The sequence below is a fragment of the Brevundimonas sp. G8 genome, from assembly GCF_902506205.1.
In the GTDB taxonomy this organism is placed as follows: Bacteria; Pseudomonadota; Alphaproteobacteria; order Caulobacterales; family Caulobacteraceae; genus Brevundimonas.
Window position 1 is genome coordinate 1433744 of the sequence record NZ_LR732816.1, and the last position, 16904, is coordinate 1450647.

Below are 16904 nucleotides of genomic sequence, written 5' to 3' on the forward strand. Positions count from 1 at the left end.
TCGGGCGGCGCTGACCAGAGGAAGACTCCATGCCGTCGAACGACAGCTTCAAGACCCGCCAGGACCTTTCCGTCGGGCGTAAGAAATACGCCTATTACAGCCTTCCCGCCGCCGAGGAAGCCGGTCTGACCGGGATTTCCCGCCTGCCGCGCTCGATGAAGGTGCTGCTGGAGAACCTGCTGCGCAACGAGGACGGCGTGTCCGTCACCGAAGCCGACCTGCGCGCCGTCGCCGCCTGGGTCGAGAACAAGGGCTCGGTCGAGCACGAGATCGCCTTCCGCCCGGCCCGCGTCCTGATGCAGGACTTCACCGGCGTGCCCGCCGTGGTCGATCTGGCCGCCATGCGCGACGCCATGAGCGCCCTGGGCGCCGACGCCGCCAAGATCAACCCGCTGGTGCCGGTCGATCTGGTCATCGACCACTCGGTGATGGTCGACAACTTCGGCACGTCCAAGGCCTTCGGTCAGAACGTCGAGCGCGAATATGAGCGCAACATCGAGCGCTACAACTTCCTGCGCTGGGGTTCGTCGGCCTTCAACAACTTCCGCGTTGTGCCCCCCGGCACCGGCATCTGCCACCAGGTGAACCTTGAGAACCTGGCCCAGACCGTCTGGACCATCGACGAAGGCAAGAAGACCGTCGCCTATCCCGACACCGTCGTCGGCACCGACAGCCACACCACCATGATCAACGGCCTGGCCGTCCTGGGCTGGGGCGTTGGCGGCATCGAGGCCGAGGCGGCCATGCTGGGCCAGCCGATCCCGATGCTGATCCCCGAAGTCATCGGCTTCAAGCTGACCGGCGCCATGCCGGAAGGCACGACGGCGACCGACCTGGTGCTGACCGTCACCCAGATGCTGCGCAAGAAGGGCGTGGTCGGCAAGTTCGTCGAGTTCTTCGGCGACGCCCTGCCGAACATGACGATCGAGGACCAGGCGACCATCGCCAACATGGCCCCGGAATACGGCGCCACCTGCGGCTTCTTCCCCGTCTCGGCCGCCACCATCGGCTATCTGACCGCCACGGGCCGCGACAAGGCGCGCGTCGCCCTGGTCGAAGCCTATGCGAAGGCGCAAGGCCTGTGGATCGACGAGACGAGTGAAGACCCGGTCTTCACCGACGTGCTGGAACTGGACATCTCGACCGTCGTGCCGTCGCTGGCGGGTCCGAAGCGTCCGCAGGACCGCGTCGAACTGACCACCGCCGCCCCGGCCTTCGAGACTGCCCTGACCGAGGTCTTCAGCCGCCCGACCGACGCCGAGCGCGTCTCGGTCGATGGCCAGAAGTTCACCGTCGGCGACGGCGATGTGGTCATCGCGGCCATCACCTCGTGCACCAACACCTCCAACCCGTCGGTCCTGATCGCCGCCGGCCTGGTGGCGCGCAAGGCCAACGCCCTGGGCCTGAAGGCCAAGCCGTGGGTCAAGACCTCGCTGGCGCCCGGCTCGCAGGTCGTCACCGATTATCTGACCGACGCCGGCCTGCAGAAGGATCTGGACGCCCTGGGCTTCAACCTGGTCGGCTATGGCTGCACCACCTGCATCGGCAACTCGGGTCCGCTCGATCCGGCGATCTCCAAGGCGATCAACGACAACGCCCTGGTCGCGACGAGCGTGCTCTCGGGCAACCGCAACTTCGAAGGTCGCGTGAACCCGGACGTCCAGGCCAACTACCTGGCCTCGCCGCCGCTGGTCGTGGCCTACGCCATCGCCGGCTCGATGCGGATCGACATCACCAAGGACCCGATCGGCCAGGACAAGAAGGGCAACGACGTCTTCCTGAAGGACGTCTGGCCGACTTCGCAAGAGATCGCCGACATCCAGAAGAAGTCGGTCACCCCGGCCATGTTCGCCAAACGCTACAAGGACGTCTTCAAGGGCGACAAGCACTGGCAGGCGATCAAGGTCACGGGCGGTCAGACCTATGAGTGGGACGACAGCTCGACCTACGTCGCCAACCCGCCCTATTTCGAAGGCCTGTCGATGGACCTGACCCCGGTCCAGGACATCGTCGAGGCGCGCGTCCTGGCGATCTTCGGCGACTCGATCACCACCGACCACATTTCCCCGGCCGGTTCGATCAAGAAGACCTCGCCCGCCGGGGTCTATCTGACCAACCACGGCGTCGAGGCGGCCGAGTTCAACAGCTACGGCGCCCGTCGCGGCAACCACGAAGTCATGATGCGCGGCACCTTCGCCAACATCCGCATCAAGAACCGGATCACGCCCGAGATCGAAGGCGGCGTGACCAAACACTTCCCGTCGAACGACACCATGTCGATCTATGACGCCGCCATGCGGTATCAGTCGGAAGGCCGGCCGTTGGTCGTCTTCGCCGGCAAGGAATACGGCACCGGCTCGTCGCGCGACTGGGCGGCCAAGGGCACGCGTCTGCTGGGCGTCCGCGCCGTCATCGCCGAAAGCTTCGAGCGTATCCACCGTTCGAACCTGGTCGGGATGGGCGTCGTGCCGCTGCAGTTCAAGCAGGACGGCTGGCTGAAGCTGGGCCTGACGGGCGAGGAGATCGTTACGATCCGCGGCCTGTCGGACGCCAACATCGGCAAGCTGAAGCCCCGCCAGGACCTGTGGGTCGAGCTGTTCCGTCCGTCGGACGGCAAGATGGCCCGCTTCCCGGTCCGCTGCCGCATCGATAACCAGACCGAGCTGGATTACCTGCTGGCCGGCGGCGTCATGCCCTACGTGCTGCGCAACCTGGCGCGCGGCCCGGAAACCGAGGCGCCGATCGCCGCCGAATAGGCAGCGGTCTGCTGAGATGAAGAAAGGGCCGGCGGAGCGATCCGCCGGCCCTTTTGTTTGTCCGAAGACGGTGGGTCAGCCGGCGCTGACGACCACCAGCTTGCGGTTGACGAACTCCTTGATGCCGACGTCACCCAGCTCGCGGCCGAAGCCCGAGCGTTTGACGCCGCCGAACGGCAGCTCGGGCATCGAGGTCGTGGTGGTGTTGATGAAGACCATGCCGGTCTCGATCCGCGAGGCCAGCTTGCGGGCGCGGGCCGTGTCGCCCGAGAAGATCGACCCGCCCAGGCCGAAGCGGGAATCGTTGGCCAGGGCCACGACCGCATCGTCGTCCTCGACCACGAAGACCTGGGCCACGGGGCCGAAGAATTCTTCGTAGAAGGCCGGGTTGTCGCGGGCGACGTCGGTCAGGACGGTGGGTTCGTAGAAGAAGCCGGTGCGGTCTGCCGGCTTGCCGCCGATCACCGCCTTGGCGCCGTGCTGAACCGCCTCGTCCACCTGTTTTGTCAGCGTTTTCAGCGCGTCCTCGGACGACAGCGGACCCAGGACGGTGGCCTCGTCCAGCGGGTCGCCCATGACGGCGCTCTTCATGCCCTCGACGAAGCCGGTGGTGAAGGCGTCGGCGACAGACTTCTGGACGATGAAGCGTTTGGAGCCGGTGCAGACCTGGCCCGCGTTGGACAGCCGCCCCTCGACGCCTGCCGCGACGGCCTTTTCGATGTCGGCGTCGTCCAGCACCACGAAGACGTCGCTGCCGCCCAACTCCAGCGTGGACTTCTTCAGCATTTCCGAAGCGCGGGCCGAGACCTTGGACCCTGCGCCCTCCGACCCGGTCAGGGCCACGCCCTGGATGCGGTCGTCGCCGATCAGTTCGGCGACCTTGTCCGAGGAGATGTAGAGGTTGGCGACGAAGCCCTCAGGGGCTCCGGCTTCCTGGACCAGTTCGGCGAAGCGGGCGGCGCAGCGCGGCACGATGCCAGCGTGCTTGTAGAGCACCGGATTGCCCACCGCGATGGCGGGGGCGACGACGCGGATCAGCTGATAGATGGGGAAGTTCCACGGCTCGACCGCCAGAAGCACGCCGACGGGATGGAACTCGACCCAGGCCTCGCCCAGCTCGCTGTCGATCTTCTGGGGTTTCAAAAAGTCGGCGGCCTTTTCGGCATAATAGGCGGCGATACCGGCGCACAGGTCGATCTCGCCTTGCCCTTGGGCCAGGGGCTTGCCCATCTCCTCGGCGATGGTGCGGGCCAGGCTGTCACGGTTCTCGGTCAGCAGGGCCGACAGCGACTTCAGCACGGCGAGGCGCGGCTGGATGTCGCCTTGGGACCAGTCGGAGCGGAAGACGGCGTCGGCCTTGGCCAGAGCCGCCTCGACGGCGTCGTCCGAGTGTTCGGCGTATTCCTCGACCGTCTGTTCGGTGAAGGGATTGAGGGTGCGATAGGCCATGCGGCGTCCTGAAGCTTCGGTCGGACGCCCGGGGGCGGCGCCGATCCGTTGTCTAAGGAAACGAACGCCTGCTGGGCGGGGCGGTTGCCCCGCCCTTTCGCCGAATGTCTCAGTCCGCGTCGCTGAAGGGCGGCGGCAGCTGGCCGGACTTGAAGATGATGGTCGGCTCCTCGTCGTAGTCGCCCATTTCGGTGTCGGCGGAGACGGCGAAGGCGACGACGCCCAGGCGCAAAGGCGCCAGACGTTCGGCCTTGCGACGCGCCTCCTCGGCGTCCTTGCAGCCCACCTGCTGTTCGGCGCGAAGGGCCTTGCCCCGGCCTTGGACATAGGCCTGGACGATATAGACGGTTTCAGTTGCCATGCGCTTCCCAAGCGGCCTGTTCGGCGCTGAGGTCAACAGGGCCAGTCCAGTTTCAGCGCCTCGGCCTCCGTCGGAGGCACGGCCCACGCCGATAGTCATTTCAGCGAATATCGAGCACTGTTCGTTTAGGCGAGCGATTCAAGCGCCCGCCGTTTGGGGGATTCATGAGACACGCAACGGCTCTGGCGCTTGCTATTTCTCTGCTGTTCGGTGGTCTCGCATCGGCATCGGAACCGCTCGATCCTCGGCGTGTCGTGGATGAGGTGGCGAACGCGATCGAAGCCAATTATTTTGATGTGGCGGATGCGAGGACCGCCGCCTCGGCCCTGCGCATGGAGGCCGAAAACGGCGCTTACGACCGATACTCGGACAGTGAGCAGTTGGCCGTTGCGCTGACCCGGCGTCTGAAGCCTATCGATGGGCATTTCGGCGTCGCTGGACCGCCGTCGGAGCCTACCCCCAAAGAAGAAGCTGCTTTGCATATCGACTATGAGGACCAGGTTCGGCGGATCAATTATGGATTTAGAAGCCTGGAGATACTGCCGGGCAATATCGGCTATATCGATCTGAGGTTCTTTGCGGACATTGATTTCGATGCTCCCGAGAGTCCCGAAAAACTGGCGGCCGATGCTGCGCTACAGACCTTGGCGCATGCCGATGCGGTGATCATCGACCTGCGGGACAATGGCGGGGGATCGCCTGCTATGGCCATGTATTTGGCCAGCGCCTTTCTGCCTCCACACACCGACGCCTATATGTTCGAGCGCGACCGCATCGGGACCGAAACCAGTCTGCGGCCTGCCGAGCCTTACACCCGGCCACGTATCGACGTGCCTTTGATCATCCTTATCAGCGCGCGTTCAGCCTCTGCGGCCGAAGCCCTCCCCTACATGCTGCAATCCGCCGGGCGGGCGACGATCGTCGGTCAGCCGAGCATGGGAGCGGCCAGTATGGCGCGACCGATTGCAACGCCATCCGGGTTCTCGGTTTTCGTGCCCTTCGCCGTGACCCTCAGCCCTCTGACCCAGACAAACTGGGAGCGATCCGGCGTCCAGCCCGACATCGTCGGGCCTATAGAGGAGGCTCGAAACCACGGATGGGCTCTGGCCTTGCACAATGTTCTGGATCGAGGCGCGCCAGAGGCGATCGCCATCGAAGATCGCTGGATCATCGAGGCATTGGAAGCGCCGGACTATGCGACGCCGCTTGATCCCTACGTCGGTCAGTATGGCGAGGGGCGGGTATTCGTTGAAAATGAGCGGCTGCTGTATCGCCAGGGGCAACGTCCGCCGTGGACGCTGCGTGCGCTGTCAACGGATATGTTTACCGTCGAAGGCGAACCGACCCAGCGGGTGCGTTTCAACCGTGATGGGCAAGGTCGGATCAGCGGGCTGAATGTCCTGTGGTCGGAGGGTTCGACATCACCAGCCGCATTGCGGCAGGACTAGCGTCCGGTCAGTCCAGTTTCAGCGCTTCGGCCAGCAGTCGGGCCTCGGCGGCGCGGCTGGAGCCGGCGCGCCAGGCGACGACGATCTCGCGGTGGGGCGGGGCGCCGTCGGCCTGGTTCTCGAAGGCGCGGATGGCGACGGAGGGGGTGTCGGCGAGACCGGCCTGAACCGCCATCTTGGGCAGGAAGCTGACGCCAAGGCCTGAGCCGACCATCTGGACCAGGGTGTGCAGGCTGGTGGCGGCGAAGACGTCGTCGCCACGCGGGGCCTCGATGTCCAGGGCCGCCAGCGCATGGTCGCGCAGGCAATGGCCGTCTTCCAGCAGGATCAGATCCTCGGCCCGCAGCGCGCCGGGGCGGATGGGGCCAGGCGCGGCCAGGACATGGTCGTGGGGGGCGGCGGCCATGATCTCGTCGTCGCCGATGCGGGCGTGTTCGATGCCCGGCGCGTCATAGGGCAGGGCGATGACGGCGGCGTCGATCTGACCGGCCTTCAAGGCGGCGATCAGCCGAGGGGTCAGGTCCTCGCGGATGAACAGCTTCAGGCTGGGATAGGCGGCCTTCACCGACGGCAGTTTGGCGGGCAGCAGGAAGGGGGCGACGGTCGGGATGACGCCCAGGCGGAAGCGGCCGGACAGCAGGCGGCCCGCGTTCTTGGCCGCCTCGACCAGATCCTCGGTGCGGGCCAGCACGTCCTCGGCGCGGCGCACGGCCTCGGCTCCGACGGCGGTCATGATGACGGCGCCACGCGCCCGTTCGACCACCGGCGCGCCCAGGATGCGCTCCAACTCCTGCACCCCGGCGCTGAGGGCGGGCTGGCTGACGTGGGCGGCCTCGGCGGCGCGCGAGAAGCTGCCGTGTTCGGCCAGAAGCTTGAGATATTGGAGCTGACGCAGGGTGGGGAGCATGGGCGTGAGATAGGCCTGTCCTATGCCGACGCCAAGGATAATCGATTGGCTTTATCCGTTTGACCCGTGTCGAATGACCTCGTCATCTACAGGGCTATCGAGACCGGCCCTCAAGTCGCGCGAAATCAGCAGGGAAACGCCACCATGACCGACGAAGCCAAATGCCCCTTCTCAGGCCGGACGACCGAATCCGTCGCGGGCGGCGGGGTGCAGAACCGCGACTGGTGGCCGGGGCAACTGCGCACCGACCTGCTGAACCAGCATTCGAACCGCTCCGACCCGCTGGGCGAGGGTTTCAGCTACCGCGAGGCCTTCGCCAAGCTGGACTATGAGGCGCTGAAAGCGGACCTGCGCGCGCTGATGACGGACTCGCAGGACTGGTGGCCGGCGGACTTCGGTCACTATGGGCCGCAGTTCATCCGCATGGCCTGGCACAGCGCCGGCACCTATCGCGTCGGCGATGGGCGCGGCGGCGGCGGACGCGGGCAGCAGCGGTTCGCCCCGCTGAACTCCTGGCCCGACAACGTCAATATCGACAAGTCGCGCCGCCTGTTGTGGCCGATCAAGCAGAAATACGGCCAGGCCATCTCCTGGGCCGACCTGCTGATCCTGACCGGAAACGTGGCGCTGGAGACCATGGGCTTCCGCACCTTCGGTTTCGCCGGCGGTCGCGAGGATGTCTGGGAGCCGGATCAGGACGTCTATTGGGGGCGTGAGACGACCTGGCTGGGCGGCGACGAACGCTATGCCCACGGCTCGCACGGGGTGGTGAAGCCGGGCGACGAGGCCGTGCTGGTCAGCGACGACCGCGCGGACGGCGACGAGCACACGCGCGATCTTGAGAACCCGCTGGCCGCCGTGCAGATGGGCCTGATCTACGTCAATCCTGAGGGGCCGGACGGCAATCCCGATCCGATCGCGGCGGCGCGCGACATCCGCGACACCTTCGCGCGGATGGCGATGGACGACGAGGAGACGGTGGCTTTGATCGCGGGCGGCCATACCTTCGGCAAGACCCACGGCGCCGGCCCGGCCGACCATGTCGGGGCCGAGCCGGAAGGCGAGGGCCTGGAGGCGCAAGGGTTGGGCTGGGCCTCCAGCTTTCGTTCCGGCAAGGCCGGCGACGCCATCACCAGCGGCCTGGAAGTCACCTGGACCCAGACGCCGGCCCAGTGGAGCAACTTCTTCTTCGAGAACCTGTTCGGCTTCGAATGGGAGCTGGAGAAGTCCCCGGCCGGGGCGCACCAGTGGGTGGCCAAGGACGCGGGCGAGGTCATTCCCGACGCCCACGATCCGTCCAAGAAGAAGCGGCCGACCATGCTGACGACCGATCTGTCGCTGCGGTTCGACCCGGCATACGAGGCGATCTCGCGGCGCTTCCTGCACAATCCGCAGGCCTTCGCCGAGGCCTTCGCGCGGGCCTGGTTCAAGCTGACCCACCGCGATCTGGGACCGCGCTCGCGCTACGTCGGGCCGGAAGTCCCGCGCGAGGTGCTGATCTGGCAGGATCCCGTGCCGGAGGTCGATCACCCGCTGATCGATGCGACGGATGCGGCGGTTCTGAAAGCCAAGGTGCTGGACGCGGGCCTGAGCGTGTCGGAACTGGTCGGCACGGCCTGGGCCTCGGCCTCGACCTTCCGGGGCGGGGACAAGCGGGGCGGGGCCAATGGCGCGCGCATCCGCCTGGCGCCGCAAAAGGACTGGGCCGCCAACCAGCCCGAGCAGCTGGACCGGGTGCTGAAGACGCTGGAGCGTATCCAGTTCGAGTTCAATCAGGGCCAGACGGGCGGCAAGAAGGTGTCCCTGGCCGACCTGATCGTGCTGGCGGGCAATGCGGGCGTCGAGCAGGCGGCGAAGGCGGCCGGGCATGAGGCCAGCGTGCCGTTCACGCCGGGTCGAACGGACGCCAGCCAGGCGCAGACGGATGTCGAATCCTTCTCCTATCTGGAGCCGGTCGCCGATGGGTTCCGCAACTTCCAGAAGTCTCGCTATGCCGTGCCGGCCGAGGCCCTGCTGATCGATCAGGCGCAGCGGCTGACGCTGACGGCGCCGGAGATGACGGTGCTGATCGGCGGCCTGCGGGCCATCAACATCAATGTCGGCGGGGCGACGCACGGCGTGCTGACCGAGCGGCCGGGCGTGCTGTCCAACGATGTCTTCGTCAACCTGCTGGACATGGACGTGAAGTGGACGGCGACCTCGGACGCCAAGGATGTGTTCGAAGGCCGCGACCGCAAGACGGGCGAGGCGAAGTGGACCGGCACCCGCGTCGATCTGGTGTTCGGCTCCAACGCCGTGCTGCGCGCCCTGGCCGAAGTCTATGCCGGGTCGGACGCGCAGTCCAAGTTCGTGTCGGACTTCGTGGCGGCCTGGACCAAGGTGACCGAGCTGGACCGGTTCGACCTGCACGGCTGAGCCTGAGCCGAGACTGAAAGCAAGGGGCCGGCGCCGTCGCAGCGTCCGGCCCTTTGTCGTTTAGCGCAGCTTGATCTCAAACAATTGCGGCCAGCGCTTGCCGGTGACGAACAGACGCTTGCCAGCGGCGTCCCAGGCGATGCCGTTCAGGACGTCGTCGTTGGGGTCCAGGCCGATGTCCTTGGGGACCAGGGCGGTCAGGTCGATGAAGGCCTTCACCACGCCGGTCTCGGGGTCGATGCGGGCGATGCGGTTGTCTTGCCAGATGTTGGCGAAGACCTCGCCATCGATCCATTCCAGCTCGTTGATCTGCGTCAGCGGTTGGCCGTCGGCGGTGACGGAGACCCGGCCGGTCTCGGCCAGCGTTTCGGGGTCGAGGAAGCGCAGCTGGTCTGTGCCGTCGCTCATGATCAGGCGGCGGCCGTCTGTGGTCAGGGCCCAGCCTTCGCCCGGATAGGAGAAGCCGCCAAGCGGCGAGAAGTCGTCCAGCTTCCAGATGAAGCCGATGTGGTTGCGCCAGGTCAGGCTGTAGAGCTTGCCGTTCAGCGTGGTCATGCCCTCGCCGAAATAGACGGTCGGCAGATCGCGCTGGCGCAGCACCTCGCCGGTCTCCAACTGCACCTGGCGGATGAAGGACGGATACATGCCGGTGCTCTCGTAGAGGCCGCCGTCATGGAAGAAGAGGCCCTCGGTGAAGGCCGCAGTGTCGTGCGGATAGGCCCGCACGACCTCGTAGGACTGGATCGGAACCTCGGCCCGGACGGGCAGGGAAACGCCTGTCGCCAGAAGCAGGCCGGCGACAAGACCGGCGAGATGGGACGACAGGCGGGTCATAGGTGTCAGGCCTTTTCTGCGGCGGCTTCGGCCTCGGCCTTCTGGGCGCGGACCTCGGCGGCGTTCGCCTCGCTGCGGGCCCGTTCGGCCTGTTCCTTCTTGGTGGCGCCGCGACGACCCATCATGTTCAACGCCTCCACGCCGGCCGAGAAGGCCATGGCCGCATAGATATAGCCCTTGGGCACGTGATAGCCGAAGCCGTCGGCGATCAACACCATGCCGATCATCAGCAGGAAGCCGAGCGCCAGCATGACCACGCTGGGGTTCTTGTTGATGAAGTTGGCCAGGGGGTCGGCGGCCAGCAGCATGACGGTCACGGCGACCAGGACGGCGACGACCATGATCGGCAGATGTTCGGTCATGCCGACGGCGGTCAGGATCGAGTCGATCGAGAAGACTATGTCGAGGATGATGATCTGGAAGATCGCGGCGCCCGCGTTCATGATCATGACGTCCTTTTTGTCGAGGACGGCGTCGCTGGGCGTGGGATCGACGGTGTGGTGGATTTCCTTGGTGGCCTTCCAGACCAGGAACAGGCCGCCCGCGATCAGGATCAGATCCTTCCACGAGAATTCGTTGCCCATGACGGTGAAGACCGGCTGAACCAGGCCGACCAGCCAGGCGATGATCGACAACAGAGCCAAGCGCATGACCAGGGCCAGGCCGATGCCGATGCGGCGGACCTTCTGGCGCTGGTGCTCGGGCAGCTTGTTCGAGAGGATGGAGATGAAGATCAGGTTGTCGATCCCGAGCACCACCTCCATCACGATGAGGGTCACCAATGCGGCCCAGGCGGCCGGATCGGAGAGAAGCGGGGTGATGCTGTCGAGCATTGGGGTTCCTGAGGGGGATAAAAGCTTGAGCGGAAAGCGCTAGGGCCGCCGCGAGTTCCGATCAAGCGAGAGGGTGCGGCGTCATGGTCGCACCCCCTGTCACTCTGCGATGGAAACATGGCGTGCGGAAGCGCCTTCGCGCTTTCGCTGCGAAGTTATTGGAGGGCTGGGCGGAGCGCCGGGCCTTCGCCCGGAGTGTGAGTTTGTAAGTACCGTTTCGACGAAGGGTATGACGCTCCGCGCGGAAGGTTGGCCTGCAAGCTCGGGGCGTCGAGCGGTGGCGGTCTTATCGCCTAACCCCATAAGCCTGCGACGGGTCGGCGGGGTCTGCGAACCCCGTCCCGAGTGCGATCGAGTATCCCCCTCGACCCTCCGGCACCGCTCCATGAGTCGATGTCAGCGCGAGCCGTTTCAGACCCGCTCCCGTTCCATCCGCTCCCGCCGCCGCAAGGTCGCAGGCCAAGCGAGCCCTCCGATGCGACGGGACGGGTGTATTATGCGGCGGTTTGACACCGTGGGCAGGAGAACGAGGACATAAATCGGCAAGCTGTTGAAATCTCTAGGGATGAACCAGCGTCATTGTGATGGCTGACCGTCGTCTCCTCCCCGCGCAGCGGGGAGGTGGCGCAGCGCTTGTTCAGCGCCGCGACGGAGGGGTTCTTCACCGCATCACAGGCGCCTGTGGGACTTCGAGAGCCCCTCCACCGCTTCGCGGTCCCCCTCCCCATTTCGTTCGGAGGAGACGGGTTGTCTTTCGTCACCCCTTTCCACCCCCTGCGGCATCGACGCGCCTTCACGCAATGTTGCGAGCGGCGAAACCCCGTGCTATCAGGCGCCCGGCTTGAAGGGGGCGTATTCACGGATACGGCCTCTGTCGTGCTTTCCGTAAGCATTTCAAGCTTTTGACCGTTGCGAGCCTCGCAGTCGGTCGCGACCCTGACACAACGACCTCGGACCCTAATCAGTGGCTGATGATTTCAGAACGACGGAAGTCGGCGATCGCTACGCACAGGCGCTGTTTGACCTGGCGCTGGAAACCGGCCGCCTGGACGCCGTGCGCGCCGATCTGAAGTCGCTGAAGGCGGCCTGGATCGAGAGCGCCGACCTGCGTCGTCTGGCCGCTTCGCCCGTCATTTCCGCCGACGATCAGGCCAAGGGTCTGGTCGCCATCGCCGCCAAGGCCAGGTTCGAACAGACAACGTCCAACTTCCTGGGTCTGCTGGCCCAGAACCATCGCGCCAAGGACCTGCCCGCCGTCATCGCCGGGTTCGAAGCCCGCTACGCCAAACACGCCGGCGTCGTCGCCGCCGAGGTTGTCTCGGCCCAGGCGCTGGACGCCAAACAGGTCGCCGCCATCACCGCCGCCCTGTCCAAGAGCCTGGGCAAGGCGCCGGAACTGACCGCGCGCGTCGATCCGTCGATCCTGGGCGGCCTGAAGATCAAGGTCGGCTCGAAACTGTTCGACGCCTCGCTGAAGACCAAGCTCGACCAGATGAAGTTCGCCCTCAAGCGCGCATAAACGCGCTCCCGCCACCAAGAATGCGCGCCTGAACGGCGCACCCGCAGAAGACTGAAGAACAGAGAGCCCGTCATGGACATCCGCGCCGCTGAAATCTCGGCCATCCTCAAGTCGCAGATCGCCAACTTCGGCGTCGAAGCCGACGTTTCCGACGTCGGCAGCGTGCTGTCGGTCGGCGACGGCATCGCCCGCATCCACGGTCTGGACAATGTTCAGGCCGGCGAAATGGTCGAGTTCACCAAGGCCGGCGTCAAGGGCATGGCCCTGAACCTGGAACGCGACAACGTGGGCGCCGTGATCTTCGGCGCCGACGCCCAGATCGCCGAGGGCGACGACGTGCGCCGCCTGGGCGAGATCGTGGACGTGCCGGTCGGCCGTAGCCTGCTGGGTCGCGTCGTCAACCCGCTGGGCGAGCCGATCGACGGCAAGGGCCCGATTGAGTTCACCGAGCGTCGCCGCGTCGACGTCAAGGCGCCGGGCATCATCCCGCGCAAGTCGGTTCACGAGCCGATGCAGACCGGCCTGAAGGCCATCGACACCCTGATCCCCGTCGGCCGCGGCCAGCGCGAGCTGATCATCGGCGACCGTCAGGTCGGCAAGACCGCCGTCGCCGTCGACGCCATCCTGAACCAGAAGAACGTCAACAAGACCGACGACGAGAGCGCCAAGCTCTATTGCATCTACGTCGCCATCGGCCAGAAGCGTTCGACCGTCGCCCAGATCGTCAAGACGCTCGAAGAGGCCGGCGCGCTGGAATACACCATCGTCGTCGCCGCCACGGCCTCGGAGCCGGCCCCGCTGCAGTTCCTGGCCCCGTTCGCCGGCACCGCCATGGGCGAGTTCTTCCGCGACAACGGCATGCACGCCCTGATCGTCTATGACGATCTGTCCAAGCAAGCTGTGGCCTATCGCCAGATGTCCCTGCTGCTGCGCCGCCCGCCTGGCCGTGAAGCCTATCCGGGCGACGTCTTCTACCTGCACAGCCGCCTGCTGGAGCGTTCGGCCAAGCTGAACGAAGATTACGGCTCGGGCTCGCTGACGGCCCTGCCGATCATCGAAACCCAGGCCAACGACGTGTCGGCCTATATCCCGACCAACGTGATCTCGATCACCGACGGCCAGATCTTCCTGGAATCGGACCTGTTCTATCAGGGCATCCGTCCGGCCGTGAACGTCGGCATCTCGGTGTCGCGCGTGGGTTCATCGGCCCAGACCAAGGCGATGAAGAAGGTCGCCGGCACCATCAAGGGCGAGTTGGCCCAGTATCGCGAGATGGCCGCCTTCGCCAAGTTCGGCTCGGACCTGGACGCCTCGACCCAGAAGCTGCTGGCGCGCGGCGCCCGCCTGACCGAACTGCTGAAGCAGCCGCAATATTCGCCGCTGGCCATGGAAGAGCAGGTCGTCTCGGTCTACGCCGGCACGCGCGGCTATATCGACGGCATCGCTGTCGGCGACGTGGGACGTTTCGAGAAGGAACTGCTGGCGCGCATCCATGCGAACCACGCCTCGCTGCTCGAAGGCATCCGCACCAAGAAGGACCTGACCTCGGACCTCGAAGCCGAGCTGAAGGACATCCTGGCCGCCTTCGTCAAGACCTTCGCCTGAACCCCGCCGGATAGCTGAGAGAGTAAGCGCCGGATGGCCAGCCTCAAGGAAATGCGCAATCGGATCGGAAGCGTCAAAGCGACGCAGAAGATCACGAAAGCCATGCAGATGGTCGCCGCGGCCAAGCTGAAACGCGCCCAGGATCAGGCCGAAAGCGCCCGACCCTATGCGCAGAAGATGGCCTCGGTCATCGCCAACCTGGCCGCCGGCGTCTCGGGCGCCGACGCGCCCAAGCTGTTGGCCGGCACGGGTCAGGACCAGCGTCACCTGATCGTGGTGGCGACGGCGGACAAGGGTCTGGCGGGCGGTTTCTCGACCAACGTCATCCGTGCCGCACGCGAGCGGATCAACAGCCTCGTCAACGCCGGCAAGGATGTGAAGATCATCGCGGTTGGCAAGAAGTCGCGCGATCAGCTGACGCGTCTGTACGGCGCCAAGGTGATCCACACCTTCGAACTGAGCGAGCACAAGACCATCGGCCTGCCTTCGGCCCAGCCGGTCGCCGAGATGATCGCCACGGCGTTCGAGGACGGTCAGGCCGACGTGGTCACACTGTTCTACAGCCAGTTCAAGTCGGTGATCCAACAGGTGCCGACCGGCAAGCAGCTGATCCCGGCCGTGGTCGAGGGAGACGCCCAGCCCATCGACCTGAACGGCGCGGTCTATGAATACGAGCCCTCGGAAGAGGAAATCCTGGAAACCCTGCTGCCGCGCAACCTGACGACCCAGATCCTGGCCGCTCTGTACGAGAACCAGGCCGGCTTCTTCGGGTCGCAGATGGCGGCGATGGACAACGCCACGCGCAACGCCGGCGACCTCATCAACGCCCTGACGCTGCAGTACAACCGCAAGCGCCAAGCCCAGATCACTACCGAACTGATCGAGATCATCGCCGGCGCCGAAGCCCTCTGATCCCGACCGAACAGACATTCCGATACGGACCCCAGCCATGACCGACACCGTCGCCAAAAAACCCGCCGCCAAGAAGCCCGCCGTCAAGAAGGCGCCCGCCGCCGCGACCGCGCCTGGCTCCATCGTCGCCACCGGCAAGATCGCCCAGGTCATCGGCGCCGTCGTCGACGTCGAGTTCGAGGGCCATCTGCCCGCGATCCTGAACGCCCTGAACACCCAGAACGTCGACCAGAAGACGGGCGAGCCCTTTACCCTGGTGCTGGAAGTCGCCCAGCACCTCGGCGAGAACATGGTCCGCACCATCGCCATGGACACGACCGAAGGCCTGACGCGCGGTCAGCCCGTGATCGACACCGGTTCCTCGATCCAGACCCCGGTCGGACCGGGCGTGCTGGGCCGCATCATGAACGTCGTCGGCCAGCCGATCGACGAAGCCGGCCCGATCCAGACCACGCAGTATCGCCCGATCCACCGCGAGGCCCCGACCTTCGAGGAGCAGACCAACTCGTCGGAAATCCTGGTCACGGGCATCAAGGTGATCGACCTGATCTGCCCCTACACCAAGGGCGGCAAGACCGGCCTGTTCGGCGGCGCCGGCGTCGGCAAGACCGTCACCATGCAGGAACTGATCAACAACATCGCCAAGGCGTACGGCGGTTATTCGGTCCTGGCCGGCGTGGGCGAGCGCACCCGCGAAGGCAACGACCTGTATCACGAGATGATCGAGTCCAACGTGAACGTGGACCCGGCCAAGAACGGCGGCTCGACCGAGGGCTCCAAGTGCGCCCTGGTTTACGGCCAGATGAACGAGCCTCCCGGCGCCCGCGCCCGCGTCGCCCTGACCGGCCTGGCCCAGGCCGAGTATTTCCGCGACGAAGAAGGCAAGGACGTCCTGCTGTTCGTCGACAACATCTTCCGCTTCACGCAAGCCGGTTCGGAAGTGTCGGCTCTGCTGGGCCGCATCCCGTCGGCCGTGGGCTATCAGCCGACGCTGGCCACCGAGATGGGCAACCTGCAAGAGCGCATCACCTCGACCAAGAAGGGCTCGATCACCTCGGTCCAGGCCATCTACGTCCCGGCCGATGACCCCACCGACCCGGCCCCGGCCGCGTCGTTCGCCCACTTGGACGCGACGACCATGCTGTCGCGCGACATCGCCGCCCAGGCCATCTTCCCCGCCGTCGATCCGCTGGACTCGACCTCGCGGATCATGGACCCGCTGGTCATCGGCGAAGAGCACTACCAGGTCGCCCGTTCGGTCCAGGAAGTGCTGCAACAGTACAAGGGCCTGAAGGACATCATCGCCATCCTGGGCATGGACGAGCTGTCGGAAGAGGACAAGCTGGTCGTCTCGCGCGCGCGCAAGATCCAGCGCTTCCTGTCGCAGCCCTTCTTCGTGGCCGAGCAGTTCACCAACGCGCCGGGCAAGTTCGTCGAACTGGCCGACACGATCCGCTCGTTCAAGGGCATCGTCGCCGGTGACTACGACCACCTGCCGGAAGCCGCCTTCTACATGGTCGGCGCCATCGAAGAGGCCGTCGCCAAGGCCGAGAAGATGGCTTCGGAAGCCTGATCATGGCCGGCAAGCTGAACTTCTCCCTCGTCTCGCCGGAACGCGAGGTCTTTTCGGGCCTCGTGGACCAGGTGGACGCGCCGGGCGTCGAGGGCGACTTCGGCGTCCTGCCCGACCACGCCCCCTTCATGACCGCCCTGCGCGCGGGTCTGGTCACCGTCTATAACGGCGGAACCAAGGTCCAGTACGACGTCCACGGCGGCTTCGCCGACGTCAACGGCGAAGGCTTGACCATCCTGGCCGAACAGGCTGTCGAGGTCTTCGCGGGCTAACCCTTCAAAGGGGCGAACGA

The 16904-nt window shown here is 65.8% G+C and carries 13 protein-coding genes; 8 read left to right on the top strand and 5 right to left on the bottom strand.

What is annotated here, in order from left to right:
* The first annotated feature begins 29 nt into the window (after positions 1–29).
* Complete coding sequence (gene acnA / locus CHRYSEO8AT_RS06955) at positions 30–2756, top strand: aconitate hydratase AcnA (protein WP_159848230.1); 2727 nt, start codon at positions 30–32, stop codon at positions 2754–2756.
* 75 nt (positions 2757–2831) lie between these two features.
* Here the strand turns inward: acnA and CHRYSEO8AT_RS06960 are convergent, their stop codons facing one another.
* Together CHRYSEO8AT_RS06960 and CHRYSEO8AT_RS06965 are read right to left on the bottom strand one after the other, a co-directional pair.
* Entirely contained in the window at positions 2832–4205 is a 1374-nt protein-coding gene (locus CHRYSEO8AT_RS06960) for an NAD-dependent succinate-semialdehyde dehydrogenase (RefSeq protein WP_159848233.1), read from the bottom strand.
* Between the two features lie 109 nt (positions 4206–4314).
* The gene (locus CHRYSEO8AT_RS06965; RefSeq protein WP_135194053.1) at positions 4315–4566 is read right to left on the bottom strand and encodes a hypothetical protein; all 252 of its coding nucleotides are present in this window, start codon (positions 4564–4566) and stop codon (positions 4315–4317) included.
* 164 nt (positions 4567–4730) lie between these two features.
* Here CHRYSEO8AT_RS06965 and CHRYSEO8AT_RS06970 point away from each other — a divergent pair, with 164 nt between their 5' ends.
* Positions 4731–6014, top strand: coding sequence for a S41 family peptidase (locus tag CHRYSEO8AT_RS06970; protein ID WP_159848236.1), 1284 nt, complete (start codon positions 4731–4733; stop codon positions 6012–6014).
* 7 nt (positions 6015–6021) lie between these two features.
* Here the strand turns inward: CHRYSEO8AT_RS06970 and CHRYSEO8AT_RS06975 are convergent, their stop codons facing one another.
* Positions 6022–6921, bottom strand: a complete 900-nt coding sequence (locus CHRYSEO8AT_RS06975) for a hydrogen peroxide-inducible genes activator (RefSeq protein ID WP_159848239.1) — start codon at positions 6919–6921, stop codon at positions 6022–6024.
* Positions 6922–7065: 144 nt separating this feature from the next.
* On the opposite strand from CHRYSEO8AT_RS06975, the gene katG reads away from it, so the two are divergent.
* The gene (gene katG, locus CHRYSEO8AT_RS06980; protein ID WP_159848242.1) at positions 7066–9336 is read left to right on the top strand and encodes a catalase/peroxidase HPI; all 2271 of its coding nucleotides are present in this window, start codon (positions 7066–7068) and stop codon (positions 9334–9336) included.
* A 60-nt stretch (positions 9337–9396) separates the two neighbouring features.
* Here katG and CHRYSEO8AT_RS06985 read toward each other — a convergent pair whose 3' ends face one another.
* Together CHRYSEO8AT_RS06985 and CHRYSEO8AT_RS06990 are read right to left on the bottom strand one after the other, a co-directional pair.
* Positions 9397–10170, bottom strand: a complete 774-nt coding sequence (locus CHRYSEO8AT_RS06985) for a glutaminyl-peptide cyclotransferase (protein WP_159848245.1) — start codon at positions 10168–10170, stop codon at positions 9397–9399.
* 5 nt (positions 10171–10175) lie between these two features.
* On the bottom strand, positions 10176–11003 hold the full coding sequence (locus tag CHRYSEO8AT_RS06990; protein WP_159848248.1) for a TerC family protein: 828 nt from the start codon (positions 11001–11003) through the stop codon (positions 10176–10178).
* A 964-nt stretch (positions 11004–11967) separates the two neighbouring features.
* Between CHRYSEO8AT_RS06990 and CHRYSEO8AT_RS06995 the strand changes: the two genes are divergently transcribed.
* The 5 genes from CHRYSEO8AT_RS06995 (at position 11968) to CHRYSEO8AT_RS07015 (ending at position 16884) form a co-directional block, all read left to right on the top strand.
* Positions 11968–12522, top strand: coding sequence for a F0F1 ATP synthase subunit delta (locus CHRYSEO8AT_RS06995; RefSeq protein ID WP_159848251.1), 555 nt, complete (start codon positions 11968–11970; stop codon positions 12520–12522).
* Positions 12523–12594: 72 nt separating this feature from the next.
* Complete coding sequence (gene atpA / locus CHRYSEO8AT_RS07000) at positions 12595–14127, top strand: F0F1 ATP synthase subunit alpha (protein WP_159848254.1); 1533 nt, start codon at positions 12595–12597, stop codon at positions 14125–14127.
* Between the two features lie 33 nt (positions 14128–14160).
* Entirely contained in the window at positions 14161–15039 is an 879-nt protein-coding gene (locus CHRYSEO8AT_RS07005; protein ID WP_159848257.1) for a F0F1 ATP synthase subunit gamma, read from the top strand.
* Between the two features lie 37 nt (positions 15040–15076).
* Positions 15077–16612, top strand: a complete 1536-nt coding sequence (gene atpD / locus CHRYSEO8AT_RS07010; RefSeq protein ID WP_159848260.1) for a F0F1 ATP synthase subunit beta — start codon at positions 15077–15079, stop codon at positions 16610–16612.
* Positions 16613–16614: 2 nt separating this feature from the next.
* Complete coding sequence (locus CHRYSEO8AT_RS07015) at positions 16615–16884, top strand: ATP synthase F1 subunit epsilon (protein ID WP_159848263.1); 270 nt, start codon at positions 16615–16617, stop codon at positions 16882–16884.
* Positions 16885–16904: the final 20 nt, after the last annotated feature.

Coding starts and splice junctions, on each gene's coding strand:
- katG (WP_159848242.1), top strand. CDS start 7,066: ATGACCGACGAAGCCAAATGCCCCTTCTCAGGCCGGACGACCGAATCC.
- atpA (WP_159848254.1), top strand. CDS start 12,595: ATGGACATCCGCGCCGCTGAAATCTCGGCCATCCTCAAGTCGCAGATC.
- acnA (WP_159848230.1), top strand. CDS start 30: ATGCCGTCGAACGACAGCTTCAAGACCCGCCAGGACCTTTCCGTCGGG.
- atpD (WP_159848260.1), top strand. CDS start 15,077: ATGACCGACACCGTCGCCAAAAAACCCGCCGCCAAGAAGCCCGCCGTC.
- CHRYSEO8AT_RS06985 (WP_159848245.1), bottom strand. CDS start 10,170: ATGACCCGCCTGTCGTCCCATCTCGCCGGTCTTGTCGCCGGCCTGCTT.
- CHRYSEO8AT_RS06970 (WP_159848236.1), top strand. CDS start 4,731: ATGAGACACGCAACGGCTCTGGCGCTTGCTATTTCTCTGCTGTTCGGT.
- CHRYSEO8AT_RS06965 (WP_135194053.1), bottom strand. CDS start 4,566: ATGGCAACTGAAACCGTCTATATCGTCCAGGCCTATGTCCAAGGCCGG.
- CHRYSEO8AT_RS06975 (WP_159848239.1), bottom strand. CDS start 6,921: ATGCTCCCCACCCTGCGTCAGCTCCAATATCTCAAGCTTCTGGCCGAA.
- CHRYSEO8AT_RS06960 (WP_159848233.1), bottom strand. CDS start 4,205: ATGGCCTATCGCACCCTCAATCCCTTCACCGAACAGACGGTCGAGGAA.
- CHRYSEO8AT_RS07015 (WP_159848263.1), top strand. CDS start 16,615: ATGGCCGGCAAGCTGAACTTCTCCCTCGTCTCGCCGGAACGCGAGGTC.
- CHRYSEO8AT_RS06990 (WP_159848248.1), bottom strand. CDS start 11,003: ATGCTCGACAGCATCACCCCGCTTCTCTCCGATCCGGCCGCCTGGGCC.
- CHRYSEO8AT_RS07005 (WP_159848257.1), top strand. CDS start 14,161: ATGGCCAGCCTCAAGGAAATGCGCAATCGGATCGGAAGCGTCAAAGCG.